This window comes from Shimia gijangensis, assembly GCF_900142085.1.
GTDB lineage: Bacteria > Pseudomonadota > Alphaproteobacteria > Rhodobacterales > Rhodobacteraceae > Shimia > Shimia gijangensis.
The window spans coordinates 1-26,415 of sequence record NZ_FQZQ01000012.1; the positions used below are offsets into that span (position 1 = coordinate 1).

Annotated in this window: 25 protein-coding genes; 4 read left to right on the top strand and 21 right to left on the bottom strand. The window is 52.9% G+C overall.

Annotated features, from left to right (window positions below):
* Window positions 1-92: 92 nt before the first annotated feature.
* The 7 genes from BUC32_RS11305 to BUC32_RS11335 all read right to left on the bottom strand — a co-directional run bounded on the left by BUC32_RS11305 (window position 93) and on the right by BUC32_RS11335 (window position 5,952).
* The gene (locus BUC32_RS11305; RefSeq protein WP_073252670.1) at window positions 93-2,306 is read right to left on the bottom strand and encodes a bifunctional DNA primase/polymerase; all 2,214 of its coding nucleotides are present in this window, start codon (window positions 2,304-2,306) and stop codon (window positions 93-95) included.
* A gap of 109 nt (window positions 2,307-2,415) precedes the next feature.
* Window positions 2,416-2,721 (bottom strand): hypothetical protein, encoded by a 306-nt coding sequence (locus tag BUC32_RS11310; protein WP_139280703.1) that lies wholly within the window; start codon window positions 2,719-2,721, stop codon window positions 2,416-2,418.
* A gap of 202 nt (window positions 2,722-2,923) precedes the next feature.
* Window positions 2,924-3,373, bottom strand: coding sequence for a hypothetical protein (locus BUC32_RS11315; RefSeq protein ID WP_139280704.1), 450 nt, complete (start codon window positions 3,371-3,373; stop codon window positions 2,924-2,926).
* Window positions 3,374-3,475: 102 nt separating this feature from the next.
* Window positions 3,476-3,739, bottom strand: coding sequence for a hypothetical protein (locus BUC32_RS11320; RefSeq protein WP_139280705.1), 264 nt, complete (start codon window positions 3,737-3,739; stop codon window positions 3,476-3,478).
* Between the two features lie 10 nt (window positions 3,740-3,749).
* Window positions 3,750-4,142, bottom strand: a complete 393-nt coding sequence (locus tag BUC32_RS11325) for a hypothetical protein (RefSeq protein ID WP_073252677.1) — start codon at window positions 4,140-4,142, stop codon at window positions 3,750-3,752.
* A 42-nt stretch (window positions 4,143-4,184) separates the two neighbouring features.
* Window positions 4,185-4,457 (bottom strand): helix-turn-helix domain-containing protein, encoded by a 273-nt coding sequence (locus tag BUC32_RS11330; protein ID WP_083599318.1) that lies wholly within the window; start codon window positions 4,455-4,457, stop codon window positions 4,185-4,187.
* Between the two features lie 418 nt (window positions 4,458-4,875).
* Window positions 4,876-5,952 carry a tyrosine-type recombinase/integrase gene (locus BUC32_RS11335; protein ID WP_073252679.1) on the bottom strand — a complete coding sequence of 359 codons (1,077 nt, stop codon included), beginning with the start codon at window positions 5,950-5,952 and terminating at the stop codon, window positions 4,876-4,878.
* Window positions 5,953-6,877: 925 nt separating this feature from the next.
* Here BUC32_RS11335 and BUC32_RS11340 point away from each other — a divergent pair.
* From BUC32_RS11340 to BUC32_RS11350, 3 genes are all read left to right on the top strand, one after another.
* Window positions 6,878-8,449 carry an inorganic phosphate transporter gene (locus BUC32_RS11340; protein WP_073252681.1) on the top strand — a complete coding sequence of 524 codons (1,572 nt, stop codon included), beginning with the start codon at window positions 6,878-6,880 and terminating at the stop codon, window positions 8,447-8,449.
* Window positions 8,450-8,461: 12 nt separating this feature from the next.
* On the top strand, window positions 8,462-10,273 hold the full coding sequence (locus BUC32_RS11345) for a Na/Pi cotransporter family protein (protein ID WP_073252864.1): 1,812 nt from the start codon (window positions 8,462-8,464) through the stop codon (window positions 10,271-10,273).
* An 89-nt stretch (window positions 10,274-10,362) separates the two neighbouring features.
* Window positions 10,363-10,632, top strand: coding sequence for a hypothetical protein (locus BUC32_RS11350; protein ID WP_073252683.1), 270 nt, complete (start codon window positions 10,363-10,365; stop codon window positions 10,630-10,632).
* A 194-nt stretch (window positions 10,633-10,826) separates the two neighbouring features.
* Here the strand turns inward: BUC32_RS11350 and BUC32_RS11355 are convergent, their stop codons facing one another.
* The 11 genes from BUC32_RS11355 to BUC32_RS11400 form a co-directional block, all read right to left on the bottom strand.
* Window positions 10,827-12,083, bottom strand: a complete 1,257-nt coding sequence (locus BUC32_RS11355; protein ID WP_073252684.1) for a M24 family metallopeptidase — start codon at window positions 12,081-12,083, stop codon at window positions 10,827-10,829.
* A 9-nt stretch (window positions 12,084-12,092) separates the two neighbouring features.
* Complete coding sequence (locus BUC32_RS11360; protein WP_245815170.1) at window positions 12,093-13,661, bottom strand: GcvT family protein; 1,569 nt, start codon at window positions 13,659-13,661, stop codon at window positions 12,093-12,095.
* Between the two features lie 21 nt (window positions 13,662-13,682).
* Window positions 13,683-14,492 carry an NAD(P)/FAD-dependent oxidoreductase gene (locus BUC32_RS20950; RefSeq protein ID WP_245815171.1) on the bottom strand — a complete coding sequence of 270 codons (810 nt, stop codon included), beginning with the start codon at window positions 14,490-14,492 and terminating at the stop codon, window positions 13,683-13,685.
* Window positions 14,493-14,610: 118 nt separating this feature from the next.
* Window positions 14,611-15,252 (bottom strand): TetR/AcrR family transcriptional regulator, encoded by a 642-nt coding sequence (locus tag BUC32_RS11365; protein WP_073252686.1) that lies wholly within the window; start codon window positions 15,250-15,252, stop codon window positions 14,611-14,613.
* Between the two features lie 159 nt (window positions 15,253-15,411).
* Entirely contained in the window at window positions 15,412-16,629 is a 1,218-nt protein-coding gene (locus BUC32_RS11370) for a bifunctional alpha/beta hydrolase/OsmC family protein (protein ID WP_073252688.1), read from the bottom strand.
* A 144-nt stretch (window positions 16,630-16,773) separates the two neighbouring features.
* Entirely contained in the window at window positions 16,774-17,847 is a 1,074-nt protein-coding gene (locus BUC32_RS11375; protein ID WP_073252690.1) for a GGDEF domain-containing protein, read from the bottom strand.
* Window positions 17,848-17,849: 2 nt separating this feature from the next.
* Complete coding sequence (locus BUC32_RS11380) at window positions 17,850-18,437, bottom strand: heme NO-binding domain-containing protein (RefSeq protein ID WP_073252691.1); 588 nt, start codon at window positions 18,435-18,437, stop codon at window positions 17,850-17,852.
* Between the two features lie 60 nt (window positions 18,438-18,497).
* Window positions 18,498-20,252, bottom strand: a complete 1,755-nt coding sequence (locus tag BUC32_RS11385) for a DUF4153 domain-containing protein (protein WP_073252692.1) — start codon at window positions 20,250-20,252, stop codon at window positions 18,498-18,500.
* Window positions 20,253-20,547: 295 nt separating this feature from the next.
* A complete protein-coding gene (locus tag BUC32_RS11390) occupies window positions 20,548-22,110 on the bottom strand; it encodes a trimethylamine methyltransferase family protein (RefSeq protein WP_073252867.1) in 1,563 nt (520 codons plus the stop codon).
* Window positions 22,111-22,287: 177 nt separating this feature from the next.
* The gene (locus tag BUC32_RS11395) at window positions 22,288-22,977 is read right to left on the bottom strand and encodes an HAD family hydrolase (RefSeq protein ID WP_073252693.1); all 690 of its coding nucleotides are present in this window, start codon (window positions 22,975-22,977) and stop codon (window positions 22,288-22,290) included.
* A gap of 72 nt (window positions 22,978-23,049) precedes the next feature.
* Window positions 23,050-23,334 (bottom strand): DUF3572 domain-containing protein, encoded by a 285-nt coding sequence (locus BUC32_RS11400; protein ID WP_073252694.1) that lies wholly within the window; start codon window positions 23,332-23,334, stop codon window positions 23,050-23,052.
* A 79-nt stretch (window positions 23,335-23,413) separates the two neighbouring features.
* Here BUC32_RS11400 and BUC32_RS11405 point away from each other — a divergent pair, with 79 nt between their 5' ends.
* A complete protein-coding gene (locus BUC32_RS11405; protein ID WP_073252695.1) occupies window positions 23,414-24,838 on the top strand; it encodes a diguanylate cyclase in 1,425 nt (474 codons plus the stop codon).
* Window positions 24,839-24,946: 108 nt separating this feature from the next.
* On the opposite strand, the gene BUC32_RS11410 is transcribed toward BUC32_RS11405, so the two are convergent.
* From BUC32_RS11410 to BUC32_RS11420, 3 genes are read right to left on the bottom strand one after another with little or no spacing between them, the layout of a single operon-like run.
* A complete protein-coding gene (locus tag BUC32_RS11410) occupies window positions 24,947-25,453 on the bottom strand; it encodes a periplasmic heavy metal sensor (protein WP_139280706.1) in 507 nt (168 codons plus the stop codon).
* A 5-nt stretch (window positions 25,454-25,458) separates the two neighbouring features.
* Complete coding sequence (locus BUC32_RS11415) at window positions 25,459-25,830, bottom strand: hypothetical protein (RefSeq protein WP_073252697.1); 372 nt, start codon at window positions 25,828-25,830, stop codon at window positions 25,459-25,461.
* Window positions 25,823-26,407: an RNA polymerase sigma factor gene (locus BUC32_RS11420; protein WP_073252698.1), complete on the bottom strand. Its 585-nt coding sequence runs from the start codon at window positions 26,405-26,407 to the stop codon at window positions 25,823-25,825. The genes BUC32_RS11415 and BUC32_RS11420 overlap by 8 nt, the downstream gene beginning before the upstream one ends.
* Window positions 26,408-26,415: the final 8 nt, after the last annotated feature.

Sequence of the window (26,415 nt, forward strand, 5' to 3'; positions counted from 1 at the left end):
CATTGGCCGAAGTCTGCGACATGTTCACACCGCAAGAATGCTGGAACTACTTTTGCGAGGCCGGGTATGCATCAGGTTAAAAGCGCGTAGCTTTAGCTGTCCCATGAAATCCCTTCCTCGCTGCCTCCCATGGCAGAAAGAAAATCCGAACGGCATTCCTCAAGGATCGGGAAGCGGTATTTCCATGGCCTCCTTCCATCCTCGCTGGGTCGAAACGGAGAGACGCGCGAACACAGTTTCTTGATAGCCTCACCGAACTCAGCTGGCCCCAAGGCCTCGCCTTGGAAACGATGCTGTTGCATCCAGTTTTCGTATACCCTGCGAAGGTCGTCTCTTCGGACGACCAAGGATGCGTTCTCCCATGAGGTTTCCTCAAAGTCGGTGTCACTGAATGACCCCTCACCTTCGCAAAGAACTTCATACCACCAGCGATCGACCCCACGTAGTCCAGAAAGTTTCTGCTCCATCAACCCTTTAGTTTGAGGCGGGTTGCGAATTTCTATGTTCGAGGGCGTTACCCAGCTTTCTAAAAACGCCAGAAACCCCTTCAATCCACCATTTTCAATTTGGCTGTATAGGGCGCCAAAGTACTTGCGATCATTGCGATGGCACGGCGATACTTCAAATACTGCATATCTCCGCTCATCAGCAGTTGCAGGAACCGCCCAGGATTCATTTGTCGAAAAGAGAAGTCTGCAGAAACTATCGACCTGAACCGTATCAACGTTCTTCCTTTCCAACGGCATTTCCGGAGACGTTATCAAAGATTGCACGACACCCTTGGATTCTCGCTGACCGCCCCAGATCGCTTCCTCAACATGGATCAGAATAGCCGTGGCGAAGGCTGAGTTAAATCTGCCAGTCAGACGCTCTGTTGCAGGAACATGCGCACAATGACGACGGCCGATAATCATTTTCATGATTTCTGCGAGGGTGTCTTTACCGACGCCCTTCTTTCCCTTTAGCACCAAGGCCACTCCCGGCTTCTTCGCAGGGGTTTGGACAATATCGGCAAGCCAAGAAAAGATATAGTCTGCGTGTTCCTTGTTCCCAGCGGCAACGACGTCAGAGATGTGGTCGATGATGAGTGAGCAATCAGCCGCAGCGTCCGGTTGAATACGCCAACCAGTCCATAGATTGAGTGTGTCAGCCGGAACATTTCCATCTGGTTTGAACACCAAGCCACCTTCGTAGGTCCGCCGCTTTGGATGCGTGATCCAGGCCGATCCCAGTGCCGTTCTGCCGTGTTTTCGATTGGAATACAGTTCTCGAAACGCGTTCGTTGCCAGGAAATCGATGTCACCTGAACGCTTAAACTCCGCGATCACCACTTTGCTGCCCATACGTACTAAGGCGTAACGGTCATTCAGCTCTTTGATTCTTCTGTGAATCGTCTCATTGGTGGGATCATCCTCGCCATCGATTTCTTCGAGGTCATCGTCAAGCATGTCGTCTATGTCGCCATTCCAACCGTGTTCATTTGCTTCCGCGAACAGGCTGGCGACCGTGATGCCCCCTTCCCTACTGGCCTCAATGGAATTCCACATCTTGGCTACTTCTTCAGGGTCATAGCCTGGGTAATCCGCACACCACTGTTGAACGATCGTCAATCCCTCACTGGATCCGCTAAACCCAGCTTTGCAGGCCATTATCACCCTCATCCAACTGTCATAGCTCTGGTCATTTGGAATGAATGACAACGCTCGGCGAATTTTTTCAGGATCCTCGATGCCATGCGCCATATTGCTAAGGCGATCTGTTTGGGTCTGCGGGAGAAACACTTCAGGCAACTCTACGTCCACCATTTTAGCAATTCCCAGATCCCCGGAAACAAGCTCATATTCTCCGGTATTGCTAACGGCTCCGGGAGCGATCACGTAACCCCCCTCACCTCGCACGTCGATTCCAGGGGCGACTTTGTCCTGTGAATTCCTGACGCCATCAGCATGTAAAAAATAGAGGTGGAGACCGCCGCCAGCCGTTTTGACGGCGGCGCCAGCGTCGTTCTGATTCAAACCCAGACGTTCAAACTCCTTAACACCGTTTTTTCCGTTCTTCACGTCCAGATCGACAACAGTGAAACCACTGGCTGCTCCGGTTACCAGACCCGGCATGGCGCCAGGATACTTGTCCCAGAGCTTGAAAATTTCTTCCTGATCAGTGGTGGCCGCAGTTTTCCATTTTACAAATGGCGATTTGTCTTTGGGATTGCAGGGAAACACAGGGCAGCCTGCTTTGGATGCACTAAGAGCGGCGACCAGGTTTCTAGACTTGCGATTACTTTGCTTAATGGGAGTATTTGTCATCCTTAAACCCTATGATTAGGCGCCAAACGAGGCTTTTCCTGATGGGTGCCGAAAACGGAAAGTTTTCTTGTCCCCGACACCCGAAACGAAAAAAATGGACTATTAGCTGTCAGCGAAAACCGCGAAACGGCATTTCTTCCAAGTTGTGCGGCGGCTCATCATATTTGAGCGAACACCAGTAAGCGTTCTGGTCCGAAGTACGGACCAACCGCGCTAAGAAGGCGCGATGGGGGCCAATTTCCAAGGCAAGTGCCTTGCGATGCTCAATCTCCAGCATCGCCATTAAACAGGCAGTCCGCTCATCGTGCCCAAGATCCTGGAGTTCGACGACTCTGGCCCAATGAAAATCAATCAAGAGACTGGGGAATAGTTTTTCTATTGGCGCGTACTGGCGCCTTTCTGCATTGTCTTTCATAATCATCTCCTTTGGTTTAAATTCGGTAGCGCACGCCTATTGAAGCTGGTGCCGATGAAGCACCGCACGAACGACATCGGATCTGCGGGGATTGAGGCTAAATGAGCCGCTATGGGAACTGTCGGCCCCTTCATAAACATCCGACAGTTAGGTTGGTTGTTTAAAGTGACTAGACGTTAGTGGGCCGAAGCGTCTCTGCTCGTCAGCTCCAGTCCCAATCATTGCTTGCGACCGCACTGACTTCTTTCAATGAGCGGCAAAATGCAATCTGCTGCCCGCCGGGACCCGATGCAACAAGACGAAGTTCGTTCTGATCCAGGGCGTCGAAATCCAGCCTTGCGGCAATCGCGTGAACAAGGTCACCGGCTTCCGCAATTTCAGCACGAACGTGGTACTCGCACTTCGCTATCATTTCGACGCGCCCAAAATCAGTGCCTGCATTCAGAAGCTGGGCACGCGTCGCTGAGACAATCTCGGGAACAACAAGTTCCCAAGATTGAGTAAGGCGGTCGAGAATTATCTCTGCATCTGCGTCAGCCTCTCCTTCACTAAAAGGCGAGTGGTCTGCATTCCGACCAAAAAAACCAATTTGTTTGAAAGTCATAGTGCTCTCCTTTGCTTTCGTATTCTTCAAAATTGCGTAACCAAGCACGAAGCGGCCCTTGGCGCTAAACAAAACCTGGCATGTTAGATCGCGGCAAAGTCATGAATTTCCGGGGCCGAAATTCAACGACATCGATTGAGTTTAGGAGCGTCATGAGGCGGCCATCTTGGCCATTTTTTGAGCGGCAGAAATTGCGATTTTTTCACAGGTCCAAACAACATCGATCACGACCCCGAGCCCTTGGTCAAAAGGGATCACCCCTGCCTGAAATTGCCCTTCAGCGAGCTTGTAGACCACAGGCATCCAGCGTCCACCGCCATCACAGATTACCTCGCCTTTGATCATGGGGTTTTGTTTACGGTCCGTTGCTGAGTACATTTTTGCAAAGTTCAGCAAGTGGTCCATTGCGCTCACGATTTCAGTGCTACGAGTCGTCGGCCGCGATTTCATCGATCCGGCGATCACGTGGGCGTAAGCGCATCGGAAGGTACTTGCCATCGGTCTTTGGCTTGCGGGCTTGGTCTTTTAGGTACCCGCGGACATCGTGGCCCAACACAAACTTTCCAAGCACCCGCTCCGCTCGAGACAGAGCCGCTGGAGAACTTTTGGGGCTGGTTGCGTCAGAATAGAAGTAAACCTCGCAATCGCCACCAATGTAGTGCCGCTTGGGATGAACCGTCACCTTCCATGGTTCATCAATGGGCCTGCTCGCCAGTCCACAATACCCCCTGTCAAAGATGTGTTCTGTGCGACCTTTGCGATCAATCCAAAGACCATAGGGAAGTCGCCCGGCGTAGTTCGTTTGTTTAAAAGACATAGATTCCTCCAAATTTATTAACTTTGATGTTCCACGAAACCCTCACGATGCGGGCTTTTCTTCCTTGCAGCGCGAGCCGACACGGTGCTGTTCAAGCCACGCATCGAGATCCTTGCGGCGGTAGATCACGCACCCACCGGATTTAGCTCGAATGAACGGCGGCCCGATATCCTGATTATGTGGCTGTCGCCAACGCGCCAGCGTCGGTTCTGACACATCTAAATACTTCGCCGCCGATTTAGGCCGCATGTTGTCTTGTGACAGTTCAGCGCTCCGCTGCGAGCAAAACTCATTCGGAAATTTGATCTCCGCCATCAATGGCTCCTTTCGTTTCAACACCTTGCTCTACAGGCTTACCAACCACACAAATAGCCAGTCAAGTTATTGTTTTTGTTGCTAAAGTTGATTATTCACCTTTCGAGTGAAGGTCTTTGGTTTTCAGTTGTTCCCAGCACTTTTTTTGCCATCTGACACCAAATTTGCGCCACTGACGAGCGAGGTGGGACGCCAAAAGCTCGATAATGAGGAATGCTGTATTTGGTTATTTGCCCGAATCAGTGGCTTCCAAAAGAGTTCTCTCTCACCCCTGCGGACTCGGGTTCATGACGGGTTTCAGGGTCTCGAGTTGCACGGGCAATGCTGAAGGAACAGAGCATCGTTCCTACAGAGACGGCTAAGTTGACCTCACTAATGGTCGAAACTTTGCTCAAGAAAACTGCAACAAACAATCATGCTAAGACGACTGCCGTCTCACGAGCTCGGCACAGACTGCTTCCATCGCTGGTCGTAATGCATCGAGAGATGGGCGCGTATAGCGCTGGCCAGTGATCGATAAGGGTGTGTGGTTCAGAAGTCGCCCAACGATCTCTTCCAGAACACCCGCCTCCATCGCGACCGTCGCAAACGTCCGTCTGTGCGCGTGCGGGCTCCACTTCAGCTTCTCAGGGCCAGTAATGTGGCCGGACGCCGACTTGGGTGATGGAAACACCCACTTTGAATCAAGAGAACGTAAAGGAGCCAAAGTTTCGTGATGCAACTGGAGAATTGGCAAATCAAAGCTGCGGCCGTTCTTTGTCATGGGAAGGTGTATGCGATCTTCCCGGATATGCGACCATTGGAGTGTCAGGGCCTCTGTTTTACGAAGGCCTGTGATTAGAAGCATCTCATAGAATATTTTGTGGATAGGATTGTGCATTTCCTCTACGGCCTGGCGCCACGCGGCAAGGTCTTCAATGATCCTGCCATCTGGTTGTTCTTGGTACCACTCAATTGCCATCGTCGGGCATTCTGGCAGATCGTACGTTCGGCGCGAATGGTTGTAGATTGACCGGAAATAACGGAGCGCGTGATTGGCCGTTGACGGGTATGAGGCCAGTTGCTGATGGCGGCGCACCACCATGGGCTTGGTGATTTCGTCCAATGGCAATCGCAGCCAATCTTTCAACTGGTTTTCCATGTAGGTTCGAACGCCATATCTATACCGCTCCGATCGAAGTTTTGGACGGGCTAAGTAAACTTCCATCGCGACTTCAAGGCTGGGAGCCCCTATCTGAACCACTTTTCCAGCCCCACGGCCCATCTCTAACGCTAAGCCCATAGCCGTCTGACGAGCCGCCTGAGAAGAGATTGTTGGATACCGGCCAATTAGAATGCGTTTGGTCTGACCGCCCACGTCCTTCTGGAAATACCAAGTCTTTGACCGCTTACCGACGAAGAGCACCAAGCCCTTAACCTCGTTGTCCCAATGCTTCTGCGTACCTTTTAAGGAGTACGGAAGTTTCTTTGCGAAGGTCTCGGTAAGCTTTGGCATTTTGCAGGCTTTTTGTAGGTAACAGATAAAATCTCTTGATACCTAGTGAGATCCCAAAACCAAATTAAGTCAATGAAAATAATAAGATGATATGAAATGAGATGTCATGGAGTTCAAGATTACCAGTTTGGAAGGCTGAGGTCTTACCATTACACAACGCCCACTCAACAGATTCACCTGATAAATCATCAAAAATCTGAGGTCAAGGCTACTACCGAATTAGTTTGCCCCCAGCAAACCAAGTTGGATTTCTGCTCAAAGCCGACCTAAGCGAAGCATGATACAAATGGTCGGTCGATCTCATTTAAGACCCAGTCGCGTTGTCTCGGGGATACAGTGATACAAGAAACTTTTCCCGATCATTCAAACACATCGATGGAGTGAACCCAACGTGCGACAAACGGATGAAAGTAAATCGATCCCAATGTGACTCTCAAAATGTTTAAGTTCCTATTTCCCTGAGACACATGATGTTCGACAGCAGAGTCAAAGCGGTTAAAGAGGGAGGCTCAGAGTTTCTCCTCGCGGCACCCGCCCAAAACCCCCGCGAACTCACCAAGATCCTTCTTACACGACAACAAATCCGCAAAGGCTGACAAGAAAACGCCTGCGCTGCGTTTAGACTGTGCTCTTCTGCGCCCTCAGCCCATTGCTTCCCCACAGAACAGACAGTTTGAAGACCTTCGTTGCGAAAAAACTAAATGGCTTTTGTTTTGATAGTCTACTGTTTGTTTTGATAGTCTAATTGAGTCCATCTGCCAGCGACCAACGCAATCGGCTTACCTTCGGACGCCTCACTAGATTTTGATGCACATCAGGGTCAAAATTTCAGAAAGGCTTTAAACTCCGCCTCAGCATTCGCCACGACAAAAGTCGGGGAGCGGATTGGTTTGCCCAGGTTTCTGGGTTCGTTGGGAGGGAACGGATGAAAGCTAAAGATTATCTGAAAATTGAGAGTGCAGCAGATCTGAGCCGAACCGAAGTGGGACGCTTGGGCTCGGCCATTTTGTTTATCGTTGCTGTCATGATTTATACGGGCGCGTCATTTGCCCATGTTGAAAATCTTTACCTGCTGGTTGCTGCTGCAGTCATCGGCGCGTACATGGCGATGAACATTGGCGCAAACGATGTTGCAAACAATGTGGGGCCTGCGGTTGGTTCCTATGCACTCACTCTTACCGGGGCGATCATTATCGCCTCAATTTTTGAGGCGAGCGGTGCCATCATTGCGGGTGGAGATGTCGTTTCAACCGTTAAAAAGGGCATTATCGACCCTGCCAATGTGGACGATCCCGATGTCTTTGTCTGGGTCATGATGGGTGCTTTGATTGGGGCCGCTTTATGGCTCAACGCCGCAACGTGGCTTGGTGCGCCGGTTTCGACGACACACTCGATTGTTGGCGGTGTGATGGGAGCCGGTATCGCTGCCGCTGGCTGGGACATCGTGAACTGGAACTCAATGGGCAAAATTGCGCTGAGTTGGGTGGCGTCTCCGGTCACAGGCGGAATTATCGCAGCCATTTTCCTCTATGTTTTGAAGCGCACGATCTTTTTCAAATCCGATCCAATTGATGCCGCGCGCAAGGTCATGCCGTTTATGATCGGCATTATGACTTGGGCTTTCACTACGTATATCGTTCTGAAAGGCATTAAAAAGCTGGTCAAAATTGATTTTACCAATGCGCTGCTGCTTGGACTTGTTGCGGGACTGGTTGTCATTGTGATTGTTCGACCCATCATCAACAAAGCCGCGCCGTCACTCGAAAACAACAGAAACGGCGTTAACAAGCTGTTCACCATTCCTCTGATTATTTCTGCGGCTCTCTTGAGTTTTGCGCACGGCGCCAACGACGTCGCCAACGCAGTTGGGCCGCTGGCTGGCATCGTTGATGCTTTGACCGCTGGTGAGGGCGGCAGCTCGAAAGTGGCAATACCTCTTTGGGTGATGGTTATCGGGGCTCTCGGGATTTCGATTGGCCTGGCTCTTTTTGGTCCCAAGCTCATTCGAACCGTCGGTTCCGAGATCACTGAACTGGATCGGTCACGGGCGTTTTGTATTGCCTTGGCCGCGGCGATCACAGTGATTATTGCCAGCCAGCTTGGCATGCCGATCAGCTCTACACATGTCGCCTTGGGTGCCGTGTTTGGCGTTGGATTTCTGCGCGAGTTTATGGAGCAGCGGGTTGGAAAGGTCGTTGAGGATGTCTTGGTTCAGCACAAGGACGACAAAGACTTTTCAAAAGTTGAAGAAGTCCTCATGGGCTTTCAGAACGCGCCATCTGAAGACAAACTTCGCATTCTGAATGACCTCAAGAAAATGGGAAGTGAAGCTGTCATTGATGCTGTCGAACGCAAGGAATTGCAAAAGGCATTAAAGCGGCAACTGGTTAAAAGATCCTCGCTGCTCAAGATCGTATCAGCCTGGATTATTACGGTTCCTGTTTCAGCTTTTCTCGCAGCATTGTTCTACTTCGTGCTGCGGGGCATGATGTTGTAGATGGGCCGTAACATGTTGAAAAGGCTTCTTTTTCCCGTCATATTGTTGCTCTTGGTGTTCGGGCTGTCCATCAGCCCGGACTTTCAGGAAATATCCGCAGGCGTCGCCATTTTCCTTTTTGGCATGTTGATGCTTGAGGACGGGTTCAAGCTGTTCAGTGGCGGCTTTCTTGAGGCCGCGCTTGAAAAGGCAACAGGATCCGTTCCAAAGGCGCTGGGTTTTGGCATCGTGACCACAACCGTCATGCAATCCAGCTCTCTTGTTTCGGTCATTACCATATCCTTTTTGTCCGCAGGACTAATCTCACTCGTGGCGGGTGTCGGGATCATCTTTGGCGCCAATATCGGGACAACAACCGGTGCCTGGCTTGTGGCGGGGTTCGGGCTCAAGGTCAAAATCTCGGCCTATGCGCTTCCTATGCTGGCCGTTGCCATCGTTATGGTTTTTCAGAAAAACAAATACTGGCGGGGTGCGGGTTTTGTGCTCGCGGGTCTCGGCTTTTTGTTTTTGGGAATCCACCACATGAAAGAAGGCTTTGAGGCCTTTAAGGACCAGTTCGACCTGACACGCTTTGCCATGACAGGGATTTTGGGGCTGGTGGTTTACACGCTTGTCGGCACTGCTGCGACCGTCGTCATGCAATCCAGCCATGCCACGATGGTCCTGATCATCACGGCGTTGGCCGCGAGCCAGATATCCTATGAAAATGCCCTGGCGCTGGCCATTGGTGCCAACATTGGCACAACGATCACAGCAATCATCGGGGCGTTAACGGCCAATTTTCAGGGCAAAAGGCTGGCGCTGGCGCATCTGATTTTTAATCTGGTGACTGCGGGCGTTGCTTTGGCGTTGATCAGCCCCCTTAGAGAGGCCGTTGATTTTATCAGCTCCTTCGTCGGCATTGCTGACGACGACTATGCTTTGAAACTTGCCGTGTTCCATACGATTTTCAATGTGCTGGGGGTCGTATTGATGCTGCCCATGTTCAATCGGCTCATCGCGTTTCTCATTCGTATGATTGCGGAACCTGCAGAAGACCTCAGTCAGGCCAAATACCTGTCGGAAGCCGTGGATGAGTTCCCTCAGACGGTCAAAGTGGCGATGTATAAAGAGGTCAGGCATCTGTATGACAATGCCGTGGAACTGATCATGCATGGTCTGAATTTGCATCGACACGAGGTGTTTGAAAGCAAGGACATTGCGGCATCCGTCGAAGCCAGTCTTGCACCTGTCGAGTTTGATATCGACCAAAAGTATGAAGCTCGGATCAAGACGCTCTATTCTGCCATTGTTGATTTCGCAACCAGGGTCGGCTCAAAGGATATGCCCGAAGATATCATGAATGATATCTACACCATGCGGGATGCCGCGGGGCGGATCGTCAAAGCCGTCAAAGCCGTTAAGCATTTGCGGCGAAACGCGACCCATTTTACCGAGCAACCGCAGGGCTCAATTTCGGATTTGTATAACGAGTTGCGCACGGAACTTGCCCGGATCCTGGTGGAAATTCGCAAACTGGACATGGCAGAGGCCGAGGACAGATCAAGCCTCTGGCTGGATCAAGAGCGCGTGCAGGTTGAACAGGATGCAAAGAACACCAACGCTAACATTGAAACCTTAATCCGTGACCAAAAGATCGACGCTTATATCGCGACATCATTCCTGAATGACTCGGGCTATGCGTATGAGGCAATGCGCGATCTTCTGTCGGCTGCCCGCTCTTTGTATGTCGAATCCGCCAGTGCGACGGCGGAAATCGAGAGCATTCTGGCGCTGGATGACGAAGATGTGTCAGACATGGCGGGCATAAATGCCGGGCGATGACAAAATGCGAAATCTATCTTTTTTCAACGACCCGCGATGCGCGCTTTGGCGTGTGGCCGGTTCAATTTTGATGGCGGGGGTAAAGAACCTTGGGACTTGAGAAATCCATTCAGAAACTTGACAAATATCTTGAGCGGCTAAGCCAGGGCAAGGCGAAGAAAATTAAGCCCAGTGACCTGGCGAAAGTCGAGAGAAAGCTGCAGGCAAAAAAGGAATTGCTGACAGCTGAACTGGAGGAGGCGCAGAAAACCTCTAAGAAGGAAAGACTTGCTGGCAAGCTTTCCGTGGTGAACAAACAACTTGAGAGGGCAAATTGGCTGCGCCAAAAACTGTCTGGTTCAATTGAAGATGCGCATTAATGGTCGGCTGCACCTGTGAATTGGGACATCAAACGGTGGCAGCATTCTTAACGAAGAAACCAAGATTATTTCTTTGGTAGAGCGGGCCTTCTGGACAATTTGGCCCAAGGTCAGGTTTAGTCGAATCTTACACCGCTCGGAGCTTCAAATGGGAGAAGCCAACCACCTTGGCTCAACGGGGTATCCAGAGTGCTTTAGAAAAGCGGAAACCGGTCTAGTCGTTCATTTCCGCTACTGGTCACCAAGACTTGCGTCTCTAGTTTGATGCACTCGCTGCCTTTTTCACCGATCAGGCTTTCAACGCAGATTACCATGCCTTCTTCGATTTCTCCAGACATGGCCGTGACGTCAAAATCCGGATGCAACGGCACCACGGGCCACTCATCAGCCATTCCAACGCCGTGTAGGGCAAGGGAATAGCGATAGGGCTCGTATGCCTCAGGGATTTTCCAGCTTTTGGCGTTAAACTCAGCAAAACTCATGCCCGGCTGCACCAATTCCAGATTGTGCTGCACCTGATCCACGGCGGCCTGATACAGTCGGTTCTGGGTATTGGTCATGGCCGTATACCCACAAGTCCAGCTGCGAGACAGGTCAGCGCAATAGCCATACGGCCCGATCATATCGGTATCAAAACTTATCATCTCGCCAATCTGACAGGGCCTGTCCGAACATTCCTGATACCAAGGGTTGGTCCGAGGTCCACAGGTCAGCAGTTTGGTCTCAAGCCATTCCCCGCCTGAGCGCGCATTTTCAAAATGCAGATGCCCCCAAAGTTCACGTTCCGTGACACCCGGCAGGGAATGCTCGTAAATACGTGCCATTCCCGCCTCGCACACCCGGATCGTCCAGCGCATCAGGTCAATCTCTTCGGGTGACTTGATGGAACGTGCCACTTCGGTCAACTCGGTGCCTTCAACATACTGCAACCCGCGATCCTGAAGCGCAAAAACACCGGGCCCATCCAGTTTGTCGATGGCAATGCGGCGGTTGCCACCACCATATTCCTTGACCAGATCGGCAATCTCATCCGCCCAATCCTGAACCGCCCGTCCCGATTTGTCGCCACGGGTCATGAACATCCAAGCTGTCGATTCTCGCAGTTCGTCGATCCCAGGCAAACCTTCGTTCAAGTGGCTACACCCTTTGAATTCCCATAGGATTGCTGGACCATCGGCCAATATCATCGCATAGCGGATCGGATTATGCGCGGTCCAGACCATCATATTGGAGCTGTCCAGAGCATAGCGGATATTGATCGGATCATAGAGCAAAAGCGCCGCCACGTCGTGCTTTGCCATCTGGTCGCGGAACCGGTTCAAACGATAACGGCGCGCGCAGTTCAAAACCTTATCAGAAATGGGGCTGATCAGGGGCTTGTCCGCACCTTCTGCGTTTAGATACGTCGCCTTTCGGTCATCTTTGAAAACACTGTCCATCGTATTGCTCATTTTTTCTTCTTAGGCCTTCATCCGGGTGCCTCTGGGATCGTACGGCGACATGGCAATGGTTTTCGCACCGCGCCTTTCACCCATGACATCCACCGCCAAATCATGCCCCAGAGCGGCCAAATCGCGATTGACCAGCGCCAGCGCATAGCTTTTGCCCAGACGATGGCCATAGCCGCCGGAGGTGGTGATGCCGACGATTTCCCTCCCCTTCCACACAGGCTCATACCCCGCGCAGTCTGCGTTGGTGGCCGTAACTTCCAGCATTGTCAGAACTCTGTCAGGGCGCGCAGCCGCCTGCGCAGCCGCCTTGCCGACAAAGTCGCCCTTGTCCCACGCAATCCAGCGATCCAGGCCGGTCATCGCCGGTGTGTAACCTTGAGTAAACTCAGCGTTCCAGATGCCAATGCTTTTCTCAAGCCGCATCGACAGCATTGCCATGAACCCAATTTCCCTTAGGCCAAGATCAGCCCCGGCTTGCAGCAATAATTTGCGTAAAGACGCATGTTCATTCGCCACACAGCTGATCTCATAGGCCATATCACCAGACAGTGAGAGCCGCGCCAACCGCACCCGATGCAAGCCTAAATCAGCAGTCATGCACTGCATCATTTTTAGATCATCAATGTCAGTGTCACTGATTTTCTTAAGTATTTTCCGCGCATTAGGCCCGCTGATCGAAAATCCATTCATCACGTCCGAGATGTCCTCAATCTGAACATCCGCCCCCATATGATCTCGGAACCAACGCATATGAAATTCACGAAGATAAAACGATCCCATCAACCAATAGCTGCCATCCCCCCAGTTGAAACAAGTAAGGTCTCCCTTAAGGCGACCATCTTCCGCCAGCATGGGGGCCAGCTTGACCTTGCCCGGCTCTGGCAGATTACACGCGAGCAATTTGTCCAGCCATGCCTTGGCCCCTACCCCTGATATCCGGAATCTGGAAAACCCGCTGATATCCAAAAGACCCGCAGCATGTTCAACGGCTGCACATTCTTCGGCAATGATCGGAAAGGATTCTGGCCGACGCAATGTGCCCGGTTCTTCGAAAGTCTTATCAGCAAAGTAAAGCGGCACCTCAAGTCCCCAGACATTGCCCCAGCGTGCCCCGGCAGCATCCATATCCTGATAGGCCCCAGAAAGTTTCACATGCCGCCCCGCCGGGAGCTGTTCATTAGGATAGGTCACCACAAAGCGGCGTGCATAAAACTGACCGGTGGTCTGGCGAATGTATTCCTTGTTTGACTGGTGCAAACCAAAGCGTGCCACATCCATGCCAAAGATGTCAGCCTGCGCCGCACCATGTACCATCCATTCCGCCAGAGATTTTCCAACACCACCACCCTGACTGAATCCGGCCATGACACCGCAAGCCACCCAGTACCCTCGCGGCCCAACCGGGCCCACCAGCGGATTGCCGTCCGGCGCAAAGGTAAAAGCGCCATTCACCCAACGCTTGATTCCGACATCGGCCAACTCTGGGTAGCGTTTAAAGCCAATCGACAATTCATCGCCAATACGATCCACATCCTCAGGGATCAGCTCCATCCCATAGTCCCATGGCGCGCCTTCCATGTTCCAGTGTTTGGGATTGCGTTAGTACACCCCCAACAAAAGGCCCTTGGCCTCTTGGCGGGCATAGGTAAAACCATCAAGGTCGGCGGTCACAGGAAACTCATGGGACATCGCCGTGATACTGGGCACAGTGTCGGTCACCAGATAATGGTGCTCCATCGGAGTTACCGGCAAATCCACACCGGCCATACGGCCGCATTGCTTGGCCCATAGGCCACCTGCGTTGACCACGTGTTGGGTATGAATTGTGCCTTGCTCCGTGACGACATCCCAGGTTCCGTCAGCACGCTGTTTCAATTCCACCACCCGGTTGCGCAGGATCACATCTGCACCCCGTTGCTTTGCCGCGCCGGCAAAGGCATAGGTGGCCCCATTAGGATCTAAATAACCTTCATTGGTGTCATAAAGCCCGCCCAGAATGTCCTCGGTCCGGATCACGCCACCCGTCATTTCTTCAATTTCCCGACGATCCACGAGGCGTGCGGTCTCAACACCAATCGCTTTGAACGTTGCAGCGGCCGCCTTCAATTGTTCCCAACGGCTTTGGTTGGTGGCAAAATTCACACCACCCGTCATATGCAGCCCAACGTCCTGTCCGCTTTCGGCTTCTATCTCTTTGTAAAGGTTGATGGTGTAATCCTGAAGCGCCGCGACACTAGGATCACCGTTCAGAGCATGAAACCCGGCAGCCGCATGCCATGTGGAACCGGCTGTTAGCTCGGCTCGTTCGATCAACGCCACATCCGTCCAACCAAGTTTGGTGAGGTGATACAAAACCGACACCCCGACAATGCCGCCTCCGATAACAACCGCTCGGTAAGATGTTTTCATCGCCGTCTCCTTCACCACTTTTCAAAAGAGCCTAGGCTTGGGTTCCGATTCTGTCCATTTTTTTGTACAGCACTGTACATTAAAGCCAAAAACAGATGACACCACAATATCGTGAACATTAATCCATCAAATCATTCAAACTGTAGCCGGTGAGACCAACAATGGCAGTGGACTCCTCTGTGGTCGGGCGCACCCCAGTCAGACAAAACAGATAGTCATCGCCTGTTTTGGCCCGTACCAGATCACTGTCCCGCGTATCCAGAGCCTCATATCCAATCTGGGTGAAATAGACGATTTTGGCGCGGGTCGCGGCCTCAGATTCGACATAGCCATAGCGTAGAAACATCCCCTTAAGCGCCAGAATTCGCGCATCGTCGGAGATATCTAATGCGCGTCGGACAGACCCATCACGACGCGCCCAATCCCTGACCGCGAAGTCCAATTGCGTATTGAAATAGCCCTTTTTGACCCAACATGAGAACACATTTGTCAGAGCCAGATTGATGGTTTTAGCAGGGCGCCCTGCCATCGTCACGATCGCTTCAGTATTTGTGCGTTGCCAGTGATCCAAAAGCGCGTCCAACAAATCTGTTCGGTTTTCAAAGTACCAATAGAAACTTGAACGCGCGCAATCGAGCTTGGCAGAAAGCGACGACACCTTAACTGAGTCGACACCGTCAGAAATCAATGTATCCAGCGCCGCCGTGACCCAATCGTCACGAGAGGTGCGTTGTGGCCCGCGCACATTTTTCTTTGTCATGTTGTGCCCTCAGAGGTGCCGAATGGTCCGCACAGTAAGGGATACAATATGTACAACAAAGTACATTCTTTCCAGCACAATCAGCGTGCTCGCGAACCAGTCAGCCGGGCCCTGAAGATAAACCAGGTCAATTCTCAGGGCAATGTGCTGCCAATTGCGTCAACTGTCTGACAAAGTGGTTTCAATTTCGCTGGAGCGTTCTAAAGTGCGATGCACAGGGCATTTGTCGGCAATTTCCAGCAACCGTCCGCGTTGATCCGCACTGAGATTGCCGACTAGGACGATCTCTCGGTGAAAGGCATCAATCTTTTCATTCTTTGAGGTTTCCGCGTCCTGAGCATGAACTTTGGCATGGCTGACATCCACACGAACGTGCTCCAACGGCCAGCCTTTGCGGCGGGCATACATCCGAATGGTCATCGACGTGCAGGCCCCTAACCCGGAAGCAACAAATCCATAGGGCGACATGCCCCGATTGGTGCCGCCATAGGCCAGCGGCTCGTCCGCCAACGCATGATGGCTTGGCCCCGAAACCACATCCTGCATAAAACCTGCCGGGTCGGCTTCGGATACGCGGGTGATACCTTCTGGCACGCCGGGTGGCGGTGCAGGTGGTGTGAGGCTCAAATAGCGCGCCGCCCAGGCCGAAATAACATCGGCGGCATATTCGGCATCTTCAGCCCGCGAGACCAAGTGATTGGCATCGTCTAGTGTGACAAAGCTTTTGGGGTGTTTGGCAGTCCTGAAAATGTCGGCAGCATTGTCGATGCTCACAATCTCATCACGCGGAGCGTGCAAAACCAGCAAAGCTTTGCCAAGACCCGCCACCGCCGAGGTCAGATTATGGGTTGAAATATCATCCAGAAATTGCCGTTTGATGGTAAACGGGCGTCCGCCCAAATCCACCCGGGCCTCGCCCTCTTTGCAGACTTGGTCAACGACATCGCCAAAATTATGCGTGACATGCGCCGGATCGAACGGCGCACCAATCGTGGCGACTGCCCTGACAGAGGTCATGTCGGTTGCAGCTCTCAATACTGCGGCCCCTCCAAGGCTGTGACCAATCAACAAATCTGGCGGAAAACCGCGTGTTTCGAGATAGGCCGCGGCCGCTTTGAGATCACTCAGATTCGAAGCAAAAGATGTGTTGGAAAATTCGCCCTCGGAATGACCCAGCCCTGTGAAATCAAATCGAAGAACTGCAATACCCTGTGCCGCCAGTCGGGCCGCGATACGACGCGCGGCGGGGATGTCTTTTGAACAGGTGAAACAATGCGCAAACAGAGCCGTTGCAAGATGCGGTCCGGCTGGCATATCCAAGCGCGCGGATAGAGTATGACCATCGTGGCCAGAAAAAGTTATGCGTTCGATGCTCATAGTGTGCACTCCTGATGTCCCTGCCAAAATTGGGGCGGTTCAGCGCACAAGACAAGTCATGTGACATCAGGGTCACGCGGGTGTGAGGCAGGCGTGTGGCATTGTGAGATCGATAAGGCACATCAGTTGAATTCGGCGCAAACTTTACGACAAGGGACCTGACCTGCCATGTCTGGAAGAGATATCCTCGCTCAATTCAGAAAGCGTTTCGGTGGAAGACGTTATGCTGGCGGCAATGTTCTCCAGATCCGAAGCAAACTGGAACTGTGCCCGTCCACCTCGTTTCGAAGCATAAAGTGCCGCATCAGCCGCAGCCATCAAGCCTGCGTCATCAAGCAATGGGAAATTGCGTGATAGCGCGATGCCAATTGAGCTGGAAATATTGCAGACGATTGCCTCAAACGGGACAGGCACTTCGATACGCTGGATCAGTCGGCGCGCCAGATCGGCCAGAGCGCCGCGGTTGGTAAACCCATCAAAGATCAGCACAAATTCATCCCCGCCAACCCGGGCGACGCAGTCTTCGTCCCGTGTTTCTTCTACCATGATCCTAGCTACATGCTGCAACACATGGTCCCCCGCCGCATGTCCGTGGGTGTCATTCACCGCTTTAAAGTAATCCAGATCCATCTGCATCAAGGCAAAGCCGGTCCCCTTTTCGATCAGGCGAGGTAAAATGAAATCAACCGCGCGACGGTTTTTGAGCCCCGTGAGTGTGTCGGTAAAGGCCTGTTCTTCAGCGGCAATCATGGCCCCCTGCAACCGCAAATTCAATTTGCGTGAAGCCTCCATTGCCGCAGACTTCGCCTCAATCAGATAGAGCATTTCGATGGTTAGATCTGTTGCTGCAAAATCTGTACTGGTTAGCGCATAGTCGCGCACCCCATCCATGATAGAAATGCCGAACGACAGGTTTACGACTGCCCCTCCGGACACCGAGGAAGGCATCAACACACCTTTTAAAGTTGTTTTGGGGTCGGTCCTTTTGCGGACATGCAATTTGTGCCCGGTGGTCGCAAGCAAACTGGGCATGTCAGTGACAGCTTTGGGGCGCAGTACCTCGAACATTTCCAGAAATCGTGTGTTCTGATATCCCTCGCCCTGCCACAGTTTTGCGAGTGTGGGTCCGGCGTGGATGATGTCGCCATTGCTGTTCAACATGACATGCATCGGACAGATTACATCCATCACACCACAAATATCGTCAAACACGTCCATAATTATCCGGCCCTTGCCCCCAGTTCGAAACTGCGCCCTGCGGAAAATGCGGTTTCAATCAGGGTGATTTCGATCACTTCAATACCGGGTTTGCCACCAAGGTGTTCAAGAAACACCAGCGCGCCATAGTCATCCGCCAATGTGCGCAACACGCCCATCATGACATGGCCAAATCCTTTGTGCGGCGAGTGGCATGTCAGGCTAAAATTGTTAACGCCGAATTCATGCAGTTCCATTTGCGGCAAAATCAGGTCATCGACGGCCAACCTGGCCCGGTCAGGCAGTTCATCCAGAGAATGCAGGAATTCCACAAAGCTTACCCCACCAAACCGCAGCAGCCGCCGCAAGGCTTCGACGTTGGGGTGAGACACAAGATATGTGCCCAGGTCTTCCAGAACAGTTTCACGAGAGACGCCAAGCGTACGTGCAGCAGCTTTGAGAACAGCTTCGGTCACGGCATCATCATAGTGCAACATCACCTCAAAGTCGGTGAACCCGAGATCCGCGAGATGCGTCACCTCGATCCATCGCTCGCGCCCATAGCTGTCGCGAATGAAGCATTGTATCGCCCTGTTGATCAGCCCGTGCATAGTACTTCCCTGATTTTGGAACACTATGACCGGCAGAGGCTTAACAAAGCCCCAACATGATCAATTTTCAGGATGTATTTCCAAGCCGCCAATCCAAAGTGAATTTCGACTGCTGGGCGCGATACGATAGTCACCGTCAAGCAAACGCTGAACATTTGCATTGGACACTTTGATGTTCTGCCCGCCACGCATATCCCGCAAATACTTACCTGCGATTAGAATGTCGTCTTGCAGACGTACAGCAATCGCTTCGTAAGTGTCATTTTGCTCAGGTAAAAACAGCACACCTTCCTGACCGGGACTGGCATTAAAGTCAGCCAAAATCAGAATGCACTTTTGAATTTCGGAGGCAGAACATGCCTCATGCCATTCATCCAACCGATACTTGGGCAACCGGCGGAGAGCTTCGGGGTCTAAAACGGTCTCTTCGGGCAGGACCCGAAGACTGTTTAGAATTTGCGTAATCTTGGAATCCCGTCCGCCGCTGAGGCGTTGCTCAAAGGCATGGCGTGAATCCTCGCGCTCTGCGAGATCCAAAATGCGCTGTAGCTCAGCGTGATCAGCATCCGGCAGAGCGTTCAACTGATCAACACTGCTGCGCCCGGCTTTACCCCATTCATGTGTCAGCTCCCATGCGGCCACATGGTCGGCAACGGTTTTGCCCGACAGGTAACGCGATGCCTGGCTGCGTGCAGATATTGCTTCGGGGTTGAGGATAGGTGACAGCCACAATACGCAAAGCCCCAGAACGATGCCCGCAACCCACAGATTGCTCGCCCGAATACGGCTCATCCAGTCTGTGCCAGCCAGCACAGCCAGAAAGTACAACAGCGCATAGACCGAAACGATGCCAGCCGCGACCGCAGCCGCCAGCCGATCCGGTGTCCAGCCATATTGCACAACCCGGAGCCAGACTCCGTAACAGGCCAGTGCGGCCAGAACTGGCAAAAGCAAAGCCATCGCTTTCACCACAAGCTGCATCCAACCGGCACGCGTTGCATCTGCATCAGATTTATCCAATGCCACACTGATCAGGCCAATTCCGCCCAGCGCGACAGACATAAGGGTTGCTGCCGGTGACAGGTTGCCGAACAGCTTGGCCGGATCGCTAAATGGCAATGCCAGGACGAAAATGACGACGACAACCAGAAATACTGGCAACAACAGACGCAAAAGCCGTAGCAGCAAATAAGGTGAGAGGTACTCGCGCATTTCGTAGACCACGCGCAGCGCCAACCCAAGAACGGCACCGGTCAGCACCTGAGGCACCGGTTCGTGATCTATCAGATCGTCAATGATGGTGATTGATACCAGTGACAGTAACGCATCCGACAAGAACAATGCGGCCCAGAACACTCCGACAAAAAGCCAGGCTGCAGCGTAGCGTACAACAATGGACCACGAGACATCAAACAGGTCCAAATAACTGTTCCAATAGTGGCGATCCCACGACCAAACCGCCAGAAACGGCGTACCCAGAGCCAAAATAAGACACCAGGCCAGAAGGGAAAATCCTGTATTAAACAAGCCCTCAGAGGTTTCAAATCGCAGGCTGGCCCAGCCCAACAACAACGCCGCAGGAACCGCCAGAACCGCAGCCCCCAGAGCCGCTTTGCCCAACGGTACCGGACCATTGATCGCCAATAGCACAACAAAATACCCTGCAATTGCGGCTGACAGAACCACCAACACGTGTGGGTTGCTGATCACGTCCGGGATCACATCGACCAGAATCCAGGCCGCAAGCCCGGCCACGCCACCGATCAGCGCCATACTGCCCCGGTCCACTGCCATTTTGGTGTCATTTGAGGTCATGTCGGCCTCCCGTCAAATTACCGCGATTTAAGAACCCACGCCAAACGCCATTGCGCCACACAGCGCCTTGGTGCCAGTTTAAGCCTGTTTTGAGGCCACGGGTAGTCTGGAATTCCTGACAATACGCGAAGTTACCTGGCCGCGGAACTGTCTTGCAACCTGTCGGAAGAACACCAAAGCACCCAACGCATGTGCTCCCGCCCGCGAAGAAAAGCCATTGGCAATGCCAATGGCTTTTTACGGGGTTGGGCATGGCCCGCGCAAGGCGCGGGCTGGCACACCTGATCCATGCTTCCTAGAAATCGGTAGGGGCACCGCCCTCTTCTTTGCGCCTTGCAACAAAAGCTTCCAGCTCTTCGCGAATTGCCTCGTCCAATGGAGGAGCTTCAAAACTTTCAATGATCCGTTCGAAAATGTGATGGGCCCGTTCGGGCGTCCATACACTCCCGGCTTCTTCCCAAGCTTCGTAATTGCGCCAATCGGAAACAAACGGCTGGTAAAAGGCCGTGGCATATCGGTCCTGGGTGTGCTGAATGCCAAAAAAGTGGCCTTCATTGCCAACATCCCGGATCGCCTCAAGAGCGATCTCATCTGGTCCGGTTGCCCATAATTCGGGCTCCATATAGCGCTGGATCATTTGCAGAACTTCACAGTCCATGATGAATTTTTCAGGTGACGCAATCAGCCCACCTTCAAGCCAACCGGCTGCATGATAGATCATGTGGGCCCCTGACTGCACGGCCGACCAAAGACTGTTTGAAGTCTCCCACATGGCCTGACCATCGGGAACATTGGCGGCACACACTCCGCTGGCGCGCATCGGTAGACCGTAGAACCGGGCCATCTGTCCGGTCATCTGTGTCGCGCGCATATATTCCGGTGTTCCAAAGGCTGGCGCGCCGGATTTCATGTCGACGTTCGAGGTGAACGTACCAATCGCACAGGCCGCGCCGGGGCGGATGTATTGCGCCAGAGCCACCGCGCACAACCCCTCAGCCAAAGACTGCGCCACAGCCCCGGACATGGTCACAGGTGCCATCGCCCCTGCCAACGTAAAGGGTGTTACCACCAACCCTTGATTTCGCCGCGCCATGCGCATCCAGCCGTCCATCATCGGCTCATCATGTTTAAGCGGCGACGTGGAATTGATATTGGTATAAAGCTTTGGGCTGGCCTGAAACTCTTCTTCGCTCCAGCCACCAGAGATACGCACCATCTCCATCGTGTCCTCGACCCGCTCGGCCCCCAACGAATAAGTATGCGCCACTTTGTCTGTGAGCGTGAGCTTATCATACATCACATCCAGATGGCGCACGCTGGCGTGGATGTCTTGGGGTTCAACCGGATATCCACCGACAAAATGGATACAGTTGAAATACTGAGACAGTTTGAACAGGTTGGCGCACATCTCGCGGGTGCCGGGCACTTTTCGACCAAGACGCATGTCCCAATAATTTGGAGGCGACGACACATTGCCAAACAGCATGTGATTGTCCCCAACGGTGATCTTACGATCTGGGTTGCGCGGCGTGAGCGTCCAGCTGGATGGCGCCTTGGCCACCATCTCCATGACAAAATCACGTCCCATGCGCACATTGTCACCGCGCACTGTACAACCGGCTTCCTGCAAAATTCCGCGCGCTTCGTCGTTGTAGAACTCAATGCCAATCTCTTCAAGGATACGCATGGCGCCTTCATGGATCGCCTGCACGCCGTCTTCGGTCAGAGGTTCAACCGGTTTGTCCTGATTGACCGGAACCCGCCAGGGCATTTGCTCAATCACCCCCAAAGAGCCACGCCGGGTTGCATTGCCTGCGCGCCCGCCACCGCGCCGTCTGCGTCCTGATGTATCACTCATCGTGGTCTCCTCATGCTCTGGTCCTTTGAGCAAACACGAGACTGCATTGCGGAAATTGCAGCTTTGCGACAATTCATGTCGCATTTAAATTGAAGCGCAGCCTGACAAATACGGAAACCGTGCGCTGATGCGTCACCGGTTTTGGTATTTCTAAGCTCTGGATCAGGTAGGCAGTACCTAGGACTTAAGCCAATCTGCGATATAGCCAATATTGGGGAAAACCACATCGGCGTAAGGGGTAAGTTCTTCTTCACCAGCCACACCGGTCAGAACCGCGATGGTTTGCATGCCTGCTCTGCGCCCTGCCACAAGGTCATGTGTGCTGTCCCCGACCATGGCGACACGGGTTGGATCCAGGGCGAACTGATTAGAGAACGCTAGAAGAGGTTCAGGATCAGGTTTGGCTCCATGGCCACTATCAAAGCCAAGGATAAGATCAAACAAGGTGTCGACCCCTGCGCCACTCAGATGAGCTCGGGCGCTGTATTCAGTATCGTTTGTCATTACCCCAAGGCGCAGGCCGTGCTCTCCAAGGTTACGAAGAAACGGCTCTAACGGGACCGCTGGTGACAAAGGCGCCTCTGCGGCAGAATACATAAGAGCATTCTCAACCTCGGTTAGATTCTTGTGCGGCATGGCGCGCACGATGGCTTCAGCTGCATCGCGATTGGTGCCTGCAATGATGATACTGTGCGGCAGGAATTCTCCCGCATCCAGATCAAAATCCAACTCGTCAGCCAAACGGCGAGCCACCGCCATATCGCCTTCTGCCAGTTTCGGAATCATTTCGGCAGTCCAAGTGTTCCAGGTTGTGCCGAAATCGAACAGTGTTCCGTCTTTGTCGAATAGAATTCCATCAACGCGCATGAGAGCCCTCTGAATATGTCAAATGCACCCTGCCTGCCGATTTTGAGCGGCACAAGTGCAGAAAAGCCTCAATCACGTCCAGTGACGCCTGCTTTGCCCGGCCAACACCTGCGCGGCTTCCATTGGCGCCTCATAGGCTTGCGAAACACTATCACAAAACGCCATGACCCAGGCATCATCCATCGTCAGGAACTCAAGAACTGAAACTTGAAAATCGCTGGTTGCAGCCTGTGTCTTCAAGTCCCCCACCGAAGCGCCTGTACTTCCAAGAAACACCGGCAACAGCTCATCATTTGTAACCAGCCAGGCCAGAGCCTTAAGTGCCAGAGTTTCAGCGACATCTTTGGTCATTACCATTTTTGCGACTTTCGAAATCTTTTCTTAACCAATCCGAATACAAAATGAATAAACCCGATTGCAAGCTTCAGGTAGGCTCATGCCCGGCAAAATATTGATAATAGACAGTGTACCGACCAATCGCATTGTGATGAAGGTCAAACTGTGCAGCGCGTTTTATCAGGTCGTCCAGGCTGGCACCCTGAACGAAGCCCTGAACATTATCCGCATTGATGAGCCGGATCTTGTCGTTGTGGGCTCTGAAAATGCCCGAGATAACGAAGGCTTGAACCTTTGCGCTTCGTTAAAGGCGTCAACTGAATCTGCTTCGATACCGATGCTTTTGTTGACCGCGCGCACATCCCGAGAATTTCGCATGAAGGCTTTGCAAGCCGGCGCTGACGATGTGTTTGCAAAACCAGTGAAAGAAGCCGCTTTGCTGGCACGCATCCGGTCACTGTTGAGGACCCGAGACGTGAACGAAGAGTGGCGCCTAAAGGATCGAACATCACGGGTGCTGGGATTTGCCGAACAGCCAATATCGCTGTTTGAAAATCAGGCCACGATCCTGTTTGCAACACCTGACAAAAGCACAGGATTGAGGTGGCGCACCCACATTAAGCCGCTTGTGCCTTTTGCCTTGTTGCAAAAGCCGCTGTGCGAGACGCTCAGCGCGATGGCCAAGATCGCCACGCCGGATGCCTTTGTGATAGCGTTGGATGCATCAGCGCCGGAAGAGGGTCTTCGGCTCTTGGCGGAAATTCGCGCCCGCGCGACGACACGCCATTGCGGCGTTCTGGTGGTTTTAGAAAACGACAGATCGGATACCTTGATCGACGCTTTGGACCTTGGGGCCAATGACGTCATGGCGCATGGGTTCGACCCAGAGGAAATGGCCGTTCGTCTATCGAGTATTGTGAAACACAAGCGGTTTCGTGACGGGCTGAGACGTAACGTTCAAGAGGGTCTTGAGGCTGCTGTCACTGATCCCCTGACCGGATTATTTAACCGTCGCTACGCATTGCCCCACCTCAAACGCATCGCCGAATTTAGCAGCCGCACCAAACGCGACTTTGCAGTTATGGTGGCTGATCTGGACCACTTTAAGGCCATCAATGACCGATATGGTCACGTCGCAGGAGACAGGGTTTTAGAGGTTTTGTCCGGACGTCTGCGCGATACATTACGCCCGGTCGATCTTTTGGCGCGAATAGGGGGCGAAGAGTTTCTGATCGTTCTGCCTGCCACAGACCGCGCAACCGCCCGCAATATGGCAGACCGTTTGTGTCGTGTCATCAACCGAGAGCCGGTGCATATTCAGAAATCGGACATTCAAATTCCGGTAACCGTCAGCATCGGTGTTGCCATGGCCAGTGACCACAGTTCAACCGGCGAAATTAGTGGCACCGCATTGTTGGATCACGCAGACCGCGCATTGTACGGTGCCAAGTCCACGGGTCGCAATCAGGTAACCCTAGAGGCAGCCGCACGCCCGGTTCTGAACCACACTGCGCGCGGTCACTAAGGCATCTTGACGTTCGGAAACTAAGGCCTGCTGTCAGGACACTTACGATAACAACGTATTATGAGCGTATCGAGACAGGTTAATGAACCCAGACAATCGCCAGGCACTTTAGTCCGTTTTTGGCCCTCGATCACGGCGACTTCGGCGCTCGTTCAAAACCTCGCGAAGTCTTTCGGCATAGTCCTGACGTTGCTCCACGCTCATTTTTCCAACATGGGTCACCCAGATGTCATAAGCAATTTGTCGGCGATCCCAACTTGCTTGATCCAATGCTTCGCGCGCCATCGACACAGCATCGGGATCATAAGGATCGCCATTCAGCGCCGAAATAAGAGTCTCGTATCGAATTTTTTCGACCTTGCGATCAGACGCATGTTTGCGATGCGCCGCGCGGATTTTTTTACCCACATCGCGGCGTTCTTCCCATGACAAGGCAAGAGCGATCGGTGACTGCGGACCATCACTATAGGCATCAGGTCCCCGTCCCTTGCCGCCATGACTCAGGGCAGCACCAAGAACCAACCCGATTATGATTAAGTTCAGAGCCAAAGAGACGATCAACAGAATTCGCACACTGCGTCGCATGCGTGGCTTTTTGGTAGCTTCGTCCGACATTTCGATCACTCCTCAAGCCCGTAGTTGCTTCCACCTTCGAGGTAGGCAAGGTAAATTTCTGTATCTGCACCGATAAGACTGGCCACTCCATTGGGCAACAGCTCGGGTGTCGCGACAAATCCGACCCAGACCCCCGCCACAGTGGCTGCCGCCAGTCCAGTCACGGAAGGCCAGCCCCCCAACGCGCCAAAGAGCTGCGCGAAAACACTTTTACGAGGTTTGTCACGACGTTTCAAAGGGTCAAGCGTGGGTTGTAGTGCCTCAGCGTCAGCCAAAACCCGTGCCAACAAATCAGGGCGCGCCGCGGCCCGGTCATCCGTTCTGGCAGCTTCAAAAAGTGCGTCCAGCATATCGTTGTCCTGATCAGACTTAGTCATCCGTGTACCCCAGTTCTTCTCGTCGGCCGCTCAAGGCCTTGGCCAAAGCCCGTTTTCCCCGCGCCGTCAGGCTTTCAACCGCCTCGACGCTAATCTCCATGATCTCGGAAATATCGGGATTCCCAAGACCATCAATGTGGCGCAGGACCACCGCTTCACGTTGCCTGTCTGACAGGCTGTTCAGCGCCTCTTGCAAAGCATCCATGCGTGCCCGGTTCTGAAGCATTTCGACAGCCGAAGCGGCATCGTCTTCAGGCTCTGGCACTGCATCCAGCGCAACACCGCGCGTTTTGCGCAAACGATCTGTGCACAGGTTTGCGACGACACGATATAGCCAAGTTGTGATCTTGGCCTCGCCCTGTCGCCAATCTGGAGCGATTTTCCACAGGCGAACCAAGGCTTCCTGCGCCACGTCTTCGGCTTCGGCACGATCTCCGAGCATTCTGTAAGCGTGACTGAACACCCGAGGCGTCAGGCGCAAAGTCAACACCCGGGCGGCCGCAGAATCTCCGTTCGCGTAGAGAACAATCAACGCGTCGTCTGAGATTTCATCTTGTGCATCCAAAGGCATGCTCATCGCTCCCA